The sequence below is a fragment of the Dyella jiangningensis genome (assembly GCF_003264855.1).
GTDB lineage: Bacteria > Pseudomonadota > Gammaproteobacteria > Xanthomonadales > Rhodanobacteraceae > Dyella > Dyella jiangningensis_C.
In genome coordinates, this window is the sequence record NZ_NFZS01000005.1 from 16328 (window position 1) to 32310 (window position 15983).

Annotated in this window: 9 protein-coding genes; 6 read left to right on the forward strand and 3 right to left on the reverse strand. The window is 66.1% G+C overall.

Annotation, left to right across the window (positions count from 1 at the left end):
* Nucleotides 1-10: 10 nt before the first annotated feature.
* Together CA260_RS18115 and CA260_RS18120 are read right to left on the reverse strand one after the other, a co-directional pair.
* Complete coding sequence (locus CA260_RS18115; protein ID WP_111984476.1) at nt 11-2197, reverse strand: beta-galactosidase; 2187 nt, start codon at nt 2195-2197, stop codon at nt 11-13.
* An 88-nt stretch (nt 2198-2285) separates the two neighbouring features.
* Nucleotides 2286-3614, reverse strand: a complete 1329-nt coding sequence (locus CA260_RS18120; RefSeq protein WP_111984477.1) for an APC family permease — start codon at nt 3612-3614, stop codon at nt 2286-2288.
* A 220-nt stretch (nt 3615-3834) separates the two neighbouring features.
* Between CA260_RS18120 and CA260_RS18125 the strand changes: the two genes are divergently transcribed.
* From CA260_RS18125 to CA260_RS18150, 6 genes are all read left to right on the forward strand, one after another.
* On the forward strand, nt 3835-5163 hold the full coding sequence (locus CA260_RS18125; RefSeq protein WP_172461907.1) for a tyrosine/phenylalanine carboxypeptidase domain-containing protein: 1329 nt from the start codon (nt 3835-3837) through the stop codon (nt 5161-5163).
* 455 nt (nt 5164-5618) lie between these two features.
* A complete protein-coding gene (gene dinB, locus CA260_RS18130; protein ID WP_111984479.1) occupies nt 5619-6710 on the forward strand; it encodes a DNA polymerase IV in 1092 nt (363 codons plus the stop codon).
* Between the two features lie 170 nt (nt 6711-6880).
* Nucleotides 6881-9790 carry a TonB-dependent receptor domain-containing protein gene (locus tag CA260_RS18135; RefSeq protein WP_111984480.1) on the forward strand — a complete coding sequence of 970 codons (2910 nt, stop codon included), beginning with the start codon at nt 6881-6883 and terminating at the stop codon, nt 9788-9790.
* A 67-nt stretch (nt 9791-9857) separates the two neighbouring features.
* Nucleotides 9858-11732 (forward strand): tetratricopeptide repeat-containing sulfotransferase family protein, encoded by a 1875-nt coding sequence (locus CA260_RS18140; RefSeq protein ID WP_111984481.1) that lies wholly within the window; start codon nt 9858-9860, stop codon nt 11730-11732.
* Nucleotides 11733-11787: 55 nt separating this feature from the next.
* Nucleotides 11788-12456, forward strand: coding sequence for a hypothetical protein (locus CA260_RS18145; RefSeq protein ID WP_111984482.1), 669 nt, complete (start codon nt 11788-11790; stop codon nt 12454-12456).
* 551 nt (nt 12457-13007) lie between these two features.
* Complete coding sequence (locus CA260_RS18150) at nt 13008-14051, forward strand: hypothetical protein (RefSeq protein ID WP_111984483.1); 1044 nt, start codon at nt 13008-13010, stop codon at nt 14049-14051.
* Between the two features lie 62 nt (nt 14052-14113).
* Here the strand turns inward: CA260_RS18150 and lpdA are convergent, their stop codons facing one another.
* Nucleotides 14114-15979, reverse strand: a complete 1866-nt coding sequence (lpdA, locus tag CA260_RS18155) for a dihydrolipoyl dehydrogenase (protein WP_111984484.1) — start codon at nt 15977-15979, stop codon at nt 14114-14116.
* Nucleotides 15980-15983: the final 4 nt, after the last annotated feature.

Here is a 15983-nt window from a genome sequence, read left to right on the forward strand (position 1 = left end):
TCCGCGGTGGTCAGTACCCCGTGTTGCGATTCGCCTCGCGCACCGCATCGACAAAACTCTTGAACGGCTTGTCGGTGATGGCGACAAGCCCGATGTGCGCGTTCTCGCCGTCGAGCAGGCGGCCGGTGATGGGCTGGTCGACATACTGGAACCAGTGCACGCCAACGATCACCGGGTTGGCCACGGCGGCGGCCACATAGCGCGCATAGGCCTCGCCGCGCTGCTGCTCGTTCCAGACCGGCACCACGCCCTTGCCGAACGGGCCGCGGTCATCGGAGCCGAAATGGAACTCGGTGATCAGCGCTGGCTTGCCCAGCTTGGCGAAGGCGGCCACGTCGAAGGCGTGCTCGGGCACGTCGGCATAGCCGTTGAAGCTCACCACGTCGCAGTACTGCGCGCAGGAGGCCACGGCTTCCGGCGTGTGCACGGCGAAACGGCCGCCCAGGAACAGATGGTGCGGGTCATGCTTGTGGATGGCCTGCGCGACGGTGCGGAAATACTGGTCCGCATATTGGCGCAGCCACGCGCTGTAGTCGTCGGCGATGGCGGGGTGCGCTTCGTTCGGATCGGGCGCGGCGTAGTTGGTCGCCTCCAGCGCATCCCACGAATCCAGCGTGATGCCCCAGGCCGCGGCCAGTTTCGCCGGCGTGCCGTATTTCTTCTTCAGCACCTCGATGAAGGCTTGCTTGGCGTGACTGCGCGCCTCGCCGCGCAGCGTGCCCTGCGCCAGGCCCCAGCGGCCCTGCGGGCCCTGCCCGGCCCAGGCCAGTTCGTTGTCGGCGAAATAGCCCAGCAGCCACGGGTCGTCACGCACTTCCTTGGCGGCCTGCGCTGCCGCGGTGTCCGCCGCCTGTGCGAAGCGCGGGTCGAACGGATCGGGCATGCGGCCCCAGTAGTCGTAGCCGCTGGAAACATTGCCGAACACGCCCGCGATGTTGACCGAGCGCGTGTACGCAAGGTGGTGCGTTTGCGTCAGCACCTCGTCGCTCCAGTTGCCCAGCGTGTTGAAGCCCCAGTTCTCCAGGCGATCCAGCGTGCGCACGCGCCACGCCTGGCGCCAATGGCGACCGTCGGCGAGGAACAGGTTGGCGGAGTAGTAGTCGAACCAGCGGCCGTGGTTATAGGCGATGCCTGCGGAAGCGGACTGATCGCCGGAGGGCTTGCCCTCGGTGCCGAAGAACGGCGCCCACCGGCCGCTGTTGCGCGGCAGGTCCTTGAACATGAACTCGCGGCCTTCGATGTAGGTACGGCCGCCGTCGTCGTCCACCACGTTCACGCCCAGCGAGAAGAACGCATGGCCTTCGGGCGTCACCAGGTGCCAGCGGCCATTGCGCTGCTCGGTGCGGAACCAGCCGCTGGCCTTGAACGCCGGCATGTCGGTGCGGCCGCCGTAGCGATCGAAGCCCTTGTGCGCGACGACCGGCGTCAGCACCGCCGGCTTGGCCTTGTGGCGCACGCCGCGCAGCGCATCGTCGGAATCGACCTTGTTCGGCCATTGGCCACGCGTGTACTGGCCCCAGGCATCGACGATGCCGGTATAGGCGTCGCGCAGGTCATGGTCGCCGGCACTGGTGTCCAGCTTGCCGAAGAGCACGGTCTGCGGTGTCGTGGGCGCGGGCATGCCCAGGCGCACGGACTTCACATGCGCCAGGTCGATCGCCCCTTCCACCGTGGTGGCGACGAAGACGCGCTTGCCGCCCGCCACGTAGGGCATCGGCGGCCCGGCCTGCATGCCCATCGCCCTGGGCGAGGTCGCATGCAGCGGGATCACCAGCGTCTGCGGCGGACCGGCCGGGATGCCGACCGTGGCGTGCAGGTGCTGTCCTTCCCTGGCGCCGTCGATGTCGACGGTGAGCGTCACCGCCCATGGCATCGCGTTCTGCATGTCCACGCGCAGCGAGCCTTCCTTCGACCAGTCCCACTCGCCCTTGTCGAGCGACACGGTGAGCTGCGGCTGTGGTGAAGGCTGGAATACGTAGCGCTGCAGCGACATGCCGGCCACGGTGATGGGCACGCCGTCCCGGTCCACGTGATCGAGCGCGGTCTGCGTGGAGGGTGCACTGGCCGCTTGTGCCTTGGCCGTGGACTGCGGCGCGGCGGCCACGCGACTGAGATCCGCCCGGTCGGTATCAGCGGCCTTCTGGCAACCCGCGAGGGCCAGCAGGCAACAGGCGACTAGTGGGGCGGTCCGTCTCATCAGCGACTCGATGCGAAGAAGTGGCGGCAGTATGCCTGTGTCATCTGAAGCTTGCCTTGCTGCGCCGAAGCGCGCGGACAACGCAAGATCATGCCCTTTTCCGCTGCCATGCGCGCCATGCGTAGTACACCGGCACGCCCACGGCGATCAGCAGCAGGCTCATCCCTGCGTCGCCCGGCGAATGGATGGCGGTGGCCACGATCACGCTCAACACCGTGCCCACGAACAGCAGCGGCAACACGGGATACAACGGCACGCGATAGGGCGAGGGCTCGTTGCGGAAGCGGCGGCGATACCAGAACAGCGTGGCGATGCCGAACGCGTGCGACAACCACTCGCCCACCGTGGTGTAGTCGACCAGCTGGCCGAAGCTGCCGGAAAGCACCAGTACGATGGCCCATCCACCCAGCACGGCCAGCGCGACGCGCGGCGCGTGCCAGCGCGGATCGATGCGACCCACCGCGTTGAACAGCATGCCGTCGGCGCCCATGGTCTGCAGCACGCGGGCGCCGCCGGCGATGGCGATGCTGCAGTAGCCGAAGGTGGAACAGGCGATGCCCACGGCGATCACGGTCGCGCCGGTTTCACCAAACAACGCGTGCATCAGGTCGGCCGCCGGTGCATGGCTGGCTGCCAGGCCCGCGTGGCCGAGGCCGGCGAGGTAGGCGAAGTTCACCAGCACGTAGCACACCACCACGCCGCCCAGGCCGAGGCCGAGTGCGCGCGGCAAGGTCTTCTGCGGGTCCCGCACTTCGCCGGCGAGGTCGTTCAGATAGTGGAAGCCGCCGTAAGTGAACAGCACCGGCAGCAGCGCGCCCAGGAAGGCGCCGGCCGGCAGCTGGCGCGTGGTATCCACCGCCAGCACGTTGCCGAACTGCCCGTGCGCCAGCACCACGCCCACCACCACGAGCAGGGCGATGGCCGAGACCTTGAGGATGGTGAACACGTTGAGCATGCGCGAGCCGGCGCGGATGCCGAAGAAATTCACGGCGACGATGAAGGCGATGGCGCCGGCGCCCACCGGCCTCACCCACGTCGCGGGCAGTCCGATGGCCGCGCAGAAGTAATCCGCGAAGGTCGTGGCCACCGCGGCCACGCTGCCGGGGTAGTTGATCAGCGCCATCGTCCAGCCGAACAGGAAGGCCGGCAGCTGGCCAAACGCTTCGCGCAGGTAGATGTAGACGCCACCGGCCTGCGGCCGCCGCGCGCCGAGCTCGGCGTAGCAGAGCACCCCCGCCAGTGTGAGCAGGCCGCCGATCGCCCACAGCGCCAGCGTCTGCGCGCCCGACGACGTGCGCTCGGCCACGGTGGATGCGCTGCGGAAGATGCCGGCGCCGATCACGCCGCCGATGACGATGGCGGCGGCATCCCAGGTGCCCAGGCGGCGCAGATACGAGGGGTTGGTCTCGGCAGTCATGGTGCGCTACAGCATCCTGGCGACAGGTACGAAGGCCGGACGATAGCGCGGTTTCGCCATCGACTTCGACATGCCGTTGCAACAATCGGGCGGCGTTGCGTTTTTTCGCCCGTGTTCAGTAGTTCTTCGCTAGCGCATCACGAGGTGCGGGCGCACAGTTGCGCTCTCCCCTCGCTGCATGCCGGCCGGGACACCGGTCGGCGCCTTCCCAGGAGGCGTCATGAGTATCGCCGAGAGTGACATCGTCCGTCCCGAGGACGACCCCGCCCTGGGGCCACTGCTCGAACTCGATCGCGAGCTGGTCACCGTGGGCAAGAAGATCCGCGTACTCAAGGCCATCGACTGGCCCGTCGAACTGGAAGCGACATTCCTTGAAGGATACGAGCGCGGCAACCCGCAGCTGCCCGAGCCACCGCGTCGCCACCCAGATCTCAGCAGCGAGATGGACGCGCTGCGGGCCATCATGAAACGGCTCGACCGCGGCCATCCGATCGGCGACTGGCTGTTCAAGACCGCATGGAGCTACCTGACGGCGGCGCAGATGCTGATGAACGTGGGCACCGAGACCTTTACGCGCTGCTCCACCGCCTTGTATGGACGTCCAGACGGCGTGCACAGCAGCCAGACCGCGAGTGCATACGACGCCGCGCAGGACGTCATCTCGATCACCGACGACCTGATCAGCCGCGAAGCCATACCGCCGGTGCCGGCGGACATCCCTGCCGAGGCGTTCGCCGAACGCCTGCGCGAGCGCCTGGGTTCGTTCTTCGACCAGGATCGCGTGGACGTGATCCTCAATCCCGAGCTCTCGTCCAAGGCCACCGCCGGCAGCAAGAGCATCAACCTGCGATCCACGGCGTTGTTCTCCGAACTGGACCTGGCACAGCTCACCGAGCACGAAGCCTTCGTGCACACCGCCACCCTGCTCAACGGCAAGCACCAGCCCTACCTGAAATCGCTGGGCCTGGGCTCGCCACGCACCACGCGCGCGCAGGAAGGCCTGGCGACGTTCTCGGAGATCATCACCGGCTCGATCGACCTGGCGCGGCTGCGGCGCGTCGCCTTGCGCGTGATCATGGTGAAACGCGCGCTCGACGGTGCGGACTTCATCGAGATATTCCGCGGCTTCCTCGAAGCCGGGCAGACGCCGGTGGAAAGCTACCGCAGCGCCTCGCGCATCTTCCGCGGCGGCGACGTGCGCGGCCGCATCTGCTTCACCAAGGACGGCGCCTACCTGCAGGGCGTGATGATCGTGTACCTGTTCATCCGCAAGGTGCTGCAGGCCGGCAAGGCGGAAATGCTGCCATTGCTGTTCGCCGGGCGCGTGACGACCACGGACGTGATCACGCTGTCGCCCTACCTGGAAAGCGGCCTGATCACGCGCGCGGTGTACGTGCCGCCGTGGGCAAGGAATCCGCAGCGCGTGCTGTCGCTGCTGGCGTTCTTCACTGCGGCCCAGCGCTTCCGCCTCGATACGCTCGACCTCGACAGCTTCGTGGCCTTCGAGAACGCGCTGGTGGATGAGACGCTGCAGACGCAGTGGCGGTAGCGACGCTGCCTTGCTCGCCCTTGTGGGAGCGCACCTTGTGCGCGACTGGGCGATGCGGCCTGCCTCCGTCAGGCGTCGCGCACAGGGTGCGCTCCCACATATAGGACATGGCACGTACGCATAGCTTCCCTGTAGGAGCGCCCAGTGCGCGATGGGCGCCCATCCGCAGCGATACGCTCGACCTCGACAGGTTCGTGGCCTTCGAAAACGCATTGGATGCACGTTGCGGACTCAGTGGCAGTAGCAACTGCTGCCTTGCTCACCCTTTTGTCGGAGCGCACCTTGCGCACGACTGGGCGATGCGGCCTGCCGCTCCGTCAGGTGTCGCGCACAGGGTGCGCTCCCACAGATAGGACATGGCGTGTACGCGTAGCGCTCCTACAAAAACATGATGGCAGTACCCAGGGGCGTGGGTTCGTGGTTGACTGTGCGCCGTCGTTCCAACGCCTCCCCTCGTGCCTACGCCAGCCCGCAAGATCATCCACGTCGACATGGATGCGTTCTACGCATCGGTGGAGCAGCGCGACGAACCGTCGTTGCGCGGCAAGCCCGTCGTCGTGGCCTGGCGCGGGACACGCTCGGTGGTCTGCGCCGCCAGTTACGAGGCGCGCAAGTTCGGCGTGCGATCGGCCATGCCCGCCGTGCGCGCGGAGCGGCTGTGCCCTCAGGCGATCTTCGTGCCGCCGGATTTCACCCGGTATAAAGCGGTGTCGCGGCAGGTCCGGGAGATCTTCGCGCGCCACACCGACCTGATCGAACCGCTGTCGCTGGACGAGGCGTACCTCGACGTCACCAGCACGCGCACGCAGCTGCCGTCCGCCACGGCCACGGCGGAAGCGATCCGCACGGCCATTCGCGAAGAAACGCAGCTCACCGCCTCGGCAGGCGTGGCGCCCAACAAGTTCCTGGCCAAGATCGCCTCGGACTGGCGCAAGCCCGACGGCCTGTTCGTCGTACGCCCGCATCAGGTCGCCGAATTCCTGGCGCCGCTGGCCGTGGGCCGCCTGCCCGGCGTGGGCAAGGTGATGGAGGCTCGCCTCACCGAGCTGGGCATCGCCACCGTGGGCGACCTGCGTACCTTCCCTGCGCAGGAACTGGAGCAACGCTTCGGCCGCTGGGGACGGCGCTTGCATGAGCTGTCGCTGGGCATCGACGAGCATCCGGTCGAGCCGCATCGCCCTACCCTGCAGGTCTCCGCCGAAGACACCTTCGAGCACGATCTCACGCTCGGCGAACTCGCTCCGCACATCCATCGCCTGGCGGAAAAGACCTGGGCCGGACACCAGCGCGAAGTACAGGACGGACGCGTCGCGCGCACCGTGGTGCTGAAGCTGAAGACGTCGGACTTCCAAACGCTCACGCGCAGTTTCACGCCGTCTACACGCCCCGACTCCGCGGCGGAATTGGCCGAGATTGCGTGTGCGCTGCGTGATCGCGTGGACCGTTCCGCCGACACGCGCTATCGCCTCGTGGGCGTCGGTCTGGGGGGCTTCGTGGACCTGGACAGTTTCGTCGCGCAGACCGATCTATTCGGCAAGCTTGCGTGAAGCTTGCGTGTTTATCGGCAGCCTATGCCGAAATACACGTTAAAAAGGCCTTTACTCGCTACGCGTTTCCTGAAAGAGTTGGGTTGGGGGAACCAATGGCAACACGACACCTATGGACGTCTAGGCGCCCATAGCGGGTCCCTTTTGCCTTCAAAAATCGGGGAGACATCATGCAGTCCAATCTCAATCGCCTATCAGTCGCGGTACGTTTGGCCCTATCCGTTGGTATTGCATCGACCGCCGCATTGGCACAGGCACAGGACGCCGCCGTAAAGAGCAACGGACCCGCGGCACAGAACCAGACGTCCACGCAGGACACCACCGAACAACCCAAGCAGGCCAACGCCAAGACGCTGACCGCCGTGTCGGTCACCGGTTCGCTGATTCGCCGCGTGGACGCGGAAACGGCCAACCCGGTCGTCACGCTGGACCGCGCTGCCATCACCAACAACGGCAGCCCGACCCTGGGCAATGTGCTGCAGTCGCTGCCGGCGATCGCCGGTAACGCCACCAACACCCAGAACAACAGCAACGGCGGCGGCGGCGCAGGCCCCACGCTGGAAGGCGGTGACGGTGCAGCCCGCGTGTCGCTTCGCGGCCTGGGCGTGAACCGCACGCTGATGCTGGTGGACGGCCAGCGCCTCGCCAACGCCGACCTCAACATGATTCCGCAGAACATGGTGGAGCGCGTGGACGTGCTCGCCAACGGTTCCTCCACGGTCTACGGCTCCGATGCCGTGGGCGGTGTGGTGAACATCCTCCTGCGCAAGGATTACAAGGGCGCGGAGCTGAGCGTCAACGACGGCATCTCCAGCCATGGTGACGGCCAGCGCCACGGCGCGCAGTTCACCGTGGGCGCCACCGGCGAACAGGGCAACATCGTCGCCGGTATCGACTACAACAAGTACAACCCGGTGCTGGCACCGCGCCGCGACTTCTCGGCACGACAGCTGTACCTCTACAACGGCGGTCCGCAGCCGTCGGGTTCGCACACGATCCCGACCGGCCGCCTGCTGGTGCCGCAGGCCCTCACCCCGGGCGGTTGCGAGGTCAACTCGCAGGGCAACGCCTATGTGACGCTGGCCAACGGCGTCGGCAACAGCCTGGGCAACTATCGTTGCTTCAGCAACGCCAACGACACGTACAACTACAACGCCTACAACTACATCCAGCAGCAGCAGGAACGCACCAACGTCTTCGTGATCGGCAACTACAAGATCAACGACTACGTGACGTTCTACGCCGACGCGTTCTACAACCACACCAACTCCTCGGGCCAGGATGCTCCGGCACCGACGGGCGTGGGTGACGGCTGGCACGTGCTGGCGAGCAACCCGAACAACCCGTTCGGCGTGACCTTCAGCCAGGGCACCCTGGTTGATCCGAACGCACCGGGCGCCGACAGCGGTTATGCCTTCAACACCCGCCTGACCGGCCTGGGCACCCGCCTGCATACCTTCACGACCACCAACTCAGAGATCAACGGTGGGCTGCGCGGCAACTTCGGCCAGAGCACCTGGAGCTGGGATGCCAGCTTCGACTACGGCCACTCGCGTCGTATCCAGACCAACTACAACGAAGTGAACGTGCCGGCCTTCCAGGCCGCGATCGATGCCGGTGCCAACATCTTCAACCAGGCCGATCCGGCGGTCACCGCGTTGCTGAAGAAGGGCGTGGACGCACCGCAGTACACCCTGACCAACACCATGAAGCAGGGTCAGTTCACTGCGTCGGGTGACATCTGGGATCTGCCCGCCGGCACCATGCAGTTGTCGACCGGCGCGCTGTATCGCAAGACGTCGATGAACTACAACGTCACCGCCGACGCGATCCTCGACCCGACCACGAACACCTGCGTGGTGCTGTCCGAAGCCTGCGGTTCGCCTGGCGGCGGCAGCGATACGGTGAAGGAACTGTTCGCGGAAACGCTGATCCCGCTGCTCAACGAGCAGCCGTGGGCGTACTCGCTCAATGTCGACATCGGCCTGCGCTACTCCGACTACGACACCTCGGGCAGCACGACCAACGGCAAGATCGCCATCGAATACCGCCCGATCGCCGACCTGCTGATGCGCGGCACGGTATCGCAGGTGTTCCGCGCGCCGAACATGAACGAGCTGTATGACGGCCGCACCGTTGCCGGCCCGAACCTGACCGACCCATGCGTGCACCTGACCGCCGCCGAGCTGGCTGCCCACCCGACGGCCTGCCAGTACGTGCCGCCGAACTGGAGCGGCAACCCGATCGGCCAGGTCACCGCCTACTACTCGGGCGCGGCCGCGATCGGCAGCACGCTGAAGCCGGAACAGGGCAAGTCCATCGACTTCGGCTTCGTGTATTCGCCGAGCTGGTGGGAAGGTGCGTCGAGCACGTTGGACTTCTGGCACATTTACCTGTCCGACACGCTTACGCCGATCCAGGCGCAGACCGTGGTCAACGCGTGCTTCGCCAACGGCAGCAGCCCGTACTGCTCGTACATCAACCGCTACGACAACACCAACAAGTTGGCCGGTGCGGTCAATTACATCAACACGCCCGTGGTCAACCTGGGCAACCTGAGCACCACCGGCGTCGACTTCACCTTCGCCTACGCCATCCCGCACTTCGACGTGGGCAGCGTGGATCCGGGTAATTTCAGGGCCGGCCTCAACACCACGTACATCTCGACGTACAAGAACAACGCCACGCCCGGCCAGCCGGGTTCGGGGTCGATCAACTACGCCGGCACGTACGGCCTGCAGTTCGGCAATATCCCGCGTTGGCGCGGCACGTTCACGCTCAACTGGGCACTGGGTGACTGGAGCGCCCAGTGGCAGTCGCGCTACATCCACAACGTGACCAACCTCAACGCGAACCTCGACACCGGCGCATCCGCGCCGATGGCCTCGGTGCTGTATCACTCGATCCAGGCCGGCTACGAGTGGACGAAGATCCACACCCGGTTCGACGTGGGTATCGACAACCTCAGCGACAAGATCCCGCCGCTGGCCTACCAGAACGGTTCGAACTACAACGTCGACACGGCGACGTACGACGTGATGGGCCGCTACTTCTGGGCTCGCGCGACGGTGAAGTTCTGATCTGACTGCAAGAACTGCGAACGGTCGCGGCGTCTCGCCGCGACCGTCTCGCTGCTAGGATTTCCGGATGACGGACAAGCCCTCGCCATCCTCCGCCGACCTCGCCGCGCGCATGCTCGCGGCCTACCACCGCGGCGACATCGCTGCCGTGCTGGCGCTCGGCGAACCCATCGCCACCCTCGACGACGTGGACGAAACCGCCCTGCTGTTGCTGGGCGCCGCACAGCAATCCAGCCAGCGACTGCACGAGGCCATGGCGACGTTTCGCCGCCTGGTGCAACGCAAGCCGGCTGCCGCCGAATACTGGAACAACCTCGCCGTCGTTGCCCGCCAGCTGGGCGACGCGGATGCCGCCGAAGATGCCCTGCGACGCGCCGTGGCGCTGGCGCCGCAGGAAGCACAGATCCACTACAACCTTGGCCTGCTCTATGCGGAGCAGCAGCGCTGGATGCAGGCGCGTGAAGCGCTGCTCGACGCAGTGGCGCTGGTGCCGGCCTTCATCGACGCGCGCCTGCAGGCGGCGCACGCCTGCTACGCCTGCGGCGACCACCGAGGCGAACAGGAGATGCTGCAGGGCGCCGCCGACTGGCCGCCCCAGCCCGCCGAGCAGGCATTGCTGCTGGCCACCATGCTTTCCGCCCAGGGCGAGCAGGCGACCGCGTTCAGGGTCATCGAGCAGGCGGTCCTGCCTGCGGACGAATCCGCGCGGATCATGCGCTGGCGCATCGCCGCGCTGCGCGCTTCGATGCACGAGCGCAGCAACCAGCTCGACCTCGCCGAAGCCGAGCTTGCGCGCGTTCCCTTGCACGAAGTGGACGCGGCACTCTCGCAATCGCCGGCGCTCGCCACGGCGGCCTGGCAGGCCCATGCGGCCGTCGCCGCGCAACGGGCGGACACCGAACATGCGGCCAGCCTCTACCGGCGCATGCTCGAACTCAGCGACGGACCCGATACACGCGCCACGGCCGCCTTCGGCCTGGCCGGCGTCATGAACAAGCAAGGCCGCCACAAGGAAGCCTGGCTCGCGGCGCAGACCGCACACGCCGCGCAGTGGGACATCGCCAGCGCGCTCGCGCCCGAATTGACGGTCGAAGGCAGCCAGCCGCTCGCGATGGCGGGCCAGCGCGTGAGCCATGTCGAGTTCGATCGATGGACCACGCTGCACGCACCGCGCAACGCGGACAGTCCCGTCTTCGTGGTGGGCTTCCCGCGATCGGGCACCACCCTGCTCGAACAGATGCTCGACGCGCATCCGGATTTCCGCTCCATGGACGAACGCGACTTCGTCTACGAACTGATCCATCGCATGCAGGCTGCCGGGCAATCGTATCCGCAGGACCTGGGTCGACTGGCGCAGGACGAAGCGGAGCAGCTGCGCAGCCTCTATCTCGACATGTCGCGCCGCGTGGTTCCGGATCTCGGCCAGCGTCGCCTGGTCGACAAGAATCCGCTGAACATGCTGTGCCTGCCGATGATCGCGCGCCTGTTTCCGGAAGCACGCATCGTCATGTGCCTGCGCCATCCCTGCGACGTGCTGCTCAGCTGCTACATGCTTCCCTTCCGCGCGCCACCTTTCATGGTGCTGTGCTCCTCGCTGAAGCGACTGGCCGAAGGCTACGTGCAGGCGTTCGAGCAGTGGTACCACCATGTGGAGGTATTCGCGCCGCGCGTGCTGGAGTGGCGCTACGAATCGGTGGTCAGCCGCTTCGACGAACACGTCGCGCGGCTGGGACAGTTCCTGGAGATCGCCGATGCCGCGCCCATGGCGAGTTTCGCCGAGCACGCGCGGGCCAAGGGTTACATCAGCACCCCAAGCTACGCGCAGGTGACGCAGGGCATCCATGCCCGGGCCGTCAATCGCTGGCACGCCTACCGCGAGCATTTCGAGCCAGTGCTGCCCATCCTGCGCCCGATGCTGGAGCGGCTCGGCTACGAGGCATGAAGACAGCCGGAAGATCGGCTACCCTGCGCGCCTGCCTGCATTGAACGGAGTTCGCATGCATTTCGAAGTGCCCAAGGTCCGCATGCATTCCCTGCGCGAGTTCGCGCAGCACTACTTCATGATCGTGTTGTCCATCCTCACCGCGCTCGGCCTGGAACAATGGATCGAACACACGCATCACCGCCATGCGGCGGAACAGGCCAGCGAACAGATCGAAGTGGAGCTGCGCGGCACACTCGACAGCATCCATGGCGCGCTCGCCAACAACGCGCGCCAGGTTGCACCGCTGCGCACGCTGAAAGAGGCCATCAGCGACGACGTCCGGCGTGGGCTGCCCGATGCGCAGATCAACCAGCACATCCGCGAACTGAAGAACGATTTCGTGCTCAGCGTGAGCTGGCCGTCGTTCGCCACGCAATCGTGGGACGTAGCCGTGGCCAACCAGTCCGCTACATGGATCGACATCGACCGCCTGCACAAGTACGCCACGGCCTATGCGGCGCAACGCGATGCATCGAACTGGGTCACGCATGACAGCACGATCGCGCTCAACGGACCGCGCATGGTGGACCTGCGCACGCGCATCAACCTCGGCAAGGATGTCGATCCGGTCGAGTTCCTCGGCATCCTGCAGCAGATGATCAACACCTCCACCGAGACAAGCGGGCACCTCGAACAGACGGCCAAGCCGATCGAGCGCGCCCTGGCCGAGGCCACGAACTGACGCGGCTCGCCGATCTTGATCGCACTTTCCCTTTTGTGATGGAGCGCAAGAAAAAGCCTGGAAATAGGCTTTTTCTTCACGTATCACGCGACCTGCGCCGTACCTCACAACCGTTCCACCCTGCGCGCTCGGCATGCATTGTCAACGAAAGGTGTTCGCGCAAAGTTGCGAACAGTGAAAGCGAGCGCGGGCTCGGTGCATCGCGTCATTTCTCTGCAATGACCTTGTAAGCAAGGGCTCTCGCGCTGCGATGGCGACGCGCATTGGCTTGCGTTTTTCTGTCGCGTCTTCACGCACCTTTTTTCGATTTGCAAGCGTGCGTCGAATGCGTTACGAAAGCCGCCGCAATGCTGTCGCCGAGGCGTCCGGCATTGCGCACTTGGGGAAGCGTCATCGCTGCAACCTCGGCTCGCTTTCCGAGGCCAACGTTCTACCGCATGACTCGCTGCAACTGATCCCAGTTGCCGGCGCAGGTGAGTTGTTGTCCGCGTCAACGGCCCTGGACCGCCCGGGCCGAAACCGATAGCCATTCGCATACCAGGGAGACATCCATGCATACCAAAGTGAAGCTCGCGCTGCTTGCCAGCCTCGTCGCCACCGCCTGGCTTCCCGTCCAGGCCGCACCGGCCAACGGGGCATCCCTCCAGCCGCCCGCCGACATCGTCGGGCCACTGGAAGCGCAGGCGCGCGCCAGCTGGCGCGAGGACATCGCGCACGTCGCCACGCCATCGGAAGGCTGCTTCCAGGCGACGTACCCGAGCATCGTGTGGCATCAGGTGGCGTGTCACGCCGTGGCGCCGCGCGTGCACCCAGTGCCGCGCTGGTCCCTGCTGGGTGCGTCGGAAACAGCGGGCAACGGCAACGACTACACGCTGCAGACGACCACGCTGATCACGCAGACCGTCGGCAGCTTCCCGTCGGTGACGGGCGTGACCTCCGAAACCGGCCAGGGCGTCGCGGCCTACGGCGGCGGCGGCATCCTCGGACCGAACGAGTACTCGCTGCAGATCAATTCCAGCTTCAGCAACACCACGGCGGCGTGCGGCGGCCACTCCGGCTGCACCGTGTGGCAGCAGTTCGTGTATGCGCCCGATTACCAGGTCAACGGACAGGCGGCCGTGTTCATGCAGTACTGGCTGATCGGTTACGGTCGCCGCTGTCCGAGCGGCTGGGGCAGTGACGGTGCCGGCGACTGCTACAAGAACAGCGCAGCGGCAGCCGCTCCGGACGTACCGGCCACGCAGCTGGGCAACGTGAAGCTCACCGGTTCGGTCACCGCCGGCGGCAACGATACCGTGGTCTTCACCAACGGCACGCAGGCCTACAGCTCCAGCGGCAAGGACAGCGTGCTGTACCTCGCCCAAGTTTGGAAGGAGTCGGAGTTCAACGTGGTCGGCAATGCGGGCGGATCGGAAGCCGTGTTCAACAGCGGCTCGTCGATCACGGTGAAGGTGGCGGTGAGCGATGGCTCGACCGCGGCGCCGTCCTGCGTGGCGAACTCCGGCACCACCGGCGAAAGCAACAACCTCAACCTCGGCAGCTGCACCGCCAGCAGCGGAACGTCGCCGTCGATCCAGTTCACCGAATCGAACTGAGGCGGCAGAAACGAGAAAGCCCGGGAATTCCCGGGCTTTCCTGGTAAGCCGCATCAAGCGACTTACTTTTTCTTCTTCGGCATGTACAGGTCGGTGATGGTGCCCTCGTAGGCCTCCGCGGCCATGCCCACCGATTCGCCCAGCGTGGGGTGCGGGTGGATGGTGAGGCCGATGTCCGCGGCCTCCGCACCCATCTCGATCGCCAGACACAGTTCGCTGATGAGGTCGCCCGCATGCGGGCCGACGATGGCGCCGCCGACGATGCGATGGGTTTCCTCGTCGAAGATCAGCTTGGTGAAGCCCTCGGTGCGATCGATGCCGATGGCGCGACCACTGGCGGCCCATGGGAACTTGCCCACGCCGACCTTGAGTCCCTTTTCCTTCGCCTCGCGCTCGGTGACGCCGACCCATGCCACTTCCGGATCGGTGAAGGCCACCGACGGGATCACGCGCGCATCGAAGTGGCTCTTCATGCCCGACACGACTTCCGCGGCGACACGCGCTTCGTGCGTGGCCTTGTGCGCCAGCATCGGCTGGCCCACCAGGTCGCCGATGGCGAAGATGTGCTTCACGTTGGTGCGCATCTGCGTGTCGACGTTGATGAAGCCACGCTCGGTCACGGCCACGCCAGCCTTGTCGGCGCCGATCTTGTTGCCGTTCGGCGCGCGACCCACGGCGACCAGCACGCGGTCGAACAGCTTGGTCTCGGGGATGCTCTCGCCTTCGTAGCTGACCTCGATACCCTTCTTGGTGGCCTTGGCCTCGACCACCTTAGTTCTAAGGTGCACGCCCTTGAGTTTCTTGCTGAGGCGTTGCGCCAGCGGCTTGATCAGGTCGGCGTCGGCCCCCGGAATGATCTGGTCCATGAACTCGACCACGGTCACTTCGCTGCCGAGCGAGGAGTACACGGTCGCCATTTCCAGGCCGATGATGCCGCCGCCGACGACCAGCAGCTTCTTCGGCACTTCCTTCAGCTCCAGCGCGCCGGTGGAATCCATGATGCGCTCGTCGTCCCATGGGAACGCCGGCAGCTTCACCGACTGCGAGCCGGCGGCGATGATGGCGTTCTCAAAGCGGATCAGCTTGGTGCCGTCGGCCGTCTGGACTTCCATCTCGTTCGGCGAGATGAAGGTACCCACGCCCTGCACGGTGCGCACCTTGCGCTGCTTGGCCATGGAGGAAAGGCCGCCGGTGAGCTTGCCGACCACCTTGGTCTTGAAGTCGCGCAGCTTATCGAGATCGATCTTGGGCGCGCCGAAGCTGACGCCGTGCGCGGCCATCGCTTCGGCCTCGTCGATCACGGCGGCGGCGTGCAGCAGCGCCTTGGACGGGATGCAGCCCACGTTGAGGCAGACGCCGCCAAGCGACGCATAGCGTTCGACCAGCACGGTGTCGACGTCGAGGTCGGCCGCGCGGAACGCGGCGGTGTAGCCGCCCGGGCCCGAGCCCAGCACGACCAGCTTGCATTCGATGTCGGCCGCTCTTCCAGACGATGATGCCGCTTGCGGCGCCTTCGCCTCCTCTCCCCTCTGGGGAGAGGATTGAGGTGAGGGGCGGGTGCTCGCGGGAGCATTGCTAGTGCCGGACTGAGGCGAGGTTGCCCCCTCACCCCGGCCCTCTCCCCGCTGGGGAGAGGGAGCAGGAGCGGCGGCCTTCGGCGCTTCCGCCGGCTTGGCGGCGCCAGCGTCCGATGCTTCGAGCACGGCGATCAGCGCGCCTTCGGACACTTCGTCGCCGACCTTGACCTTCAGCTCCTTGATCACGCCGGCGGCGCTCGACGGGATCTCCATCGTCGCCTTGTCCGATTCAAGCGTGATCAGGCTCTGTTCCTTGGCGACCGTGTCGCCGACCTTCACCAGCACCTCGATCACCGGCACGTTGTCGTGGCCGCCGATGTCGGGGACTTTGATTTCGATGGTGCTTGCCATGGGG

Coding starts and splice junctions, on each gene's coding strand:
- CA260_RS18135 (WP_111984480.1), top strand. CDS start 6,881: ATGCAGTCCAATCTCAATCGCCTATCAGTCGCGGTACGTTTGGCCCTA.
- CA260_RS18140 (WP_111984481.1), top strand. CDS start 9,858: ATGACGGACAAGCCCTCGCCATCCTCCGCCGACCTCGCCGCGCGCATG.
- CA260_RS18150 (WP_111984483.1), top strand. CDS start 13,008: ATGCATACCAAAGTGAAGCTCGCGCTGCTTGCCAGCCTCGTCGCCACC.
- CA260_RS18120 (WP_111984477.1), bottom strand. CDS start 3,614: ATGACTGCCGAGACCAACCCCTCGTATCTGCGCCGCCTGGGCACCTGG.
- CA260_RS18125 (WP_172461907.1), top strand. CDS start 3,835: ATGAGTATCGCCGAGAGTGACATCGTCCGTCCCGAGGACGACCCCGCC.
- CA260_RS18115 (WP_111984476.1), bottom strand. CDS start 2,197: ATGAGACGGACCGCCCCACTAGTCGCCTGTTGCCTGCTGGCCCTCGCG.
- CA260_RS18145 (WP_111984482.1), top strand. CDS start 11,788: ATGCATTTCGAAGTGCCCAAGGTCCGCATGCATTCCCTGCGCGAGTTC.
- lpdA (WP_111984484.1), bottom strand. CDS start 15,979: ATGGCAAGCACCATCGAAATCAAAGTCCCCGACATCGGCGGCCACGAC.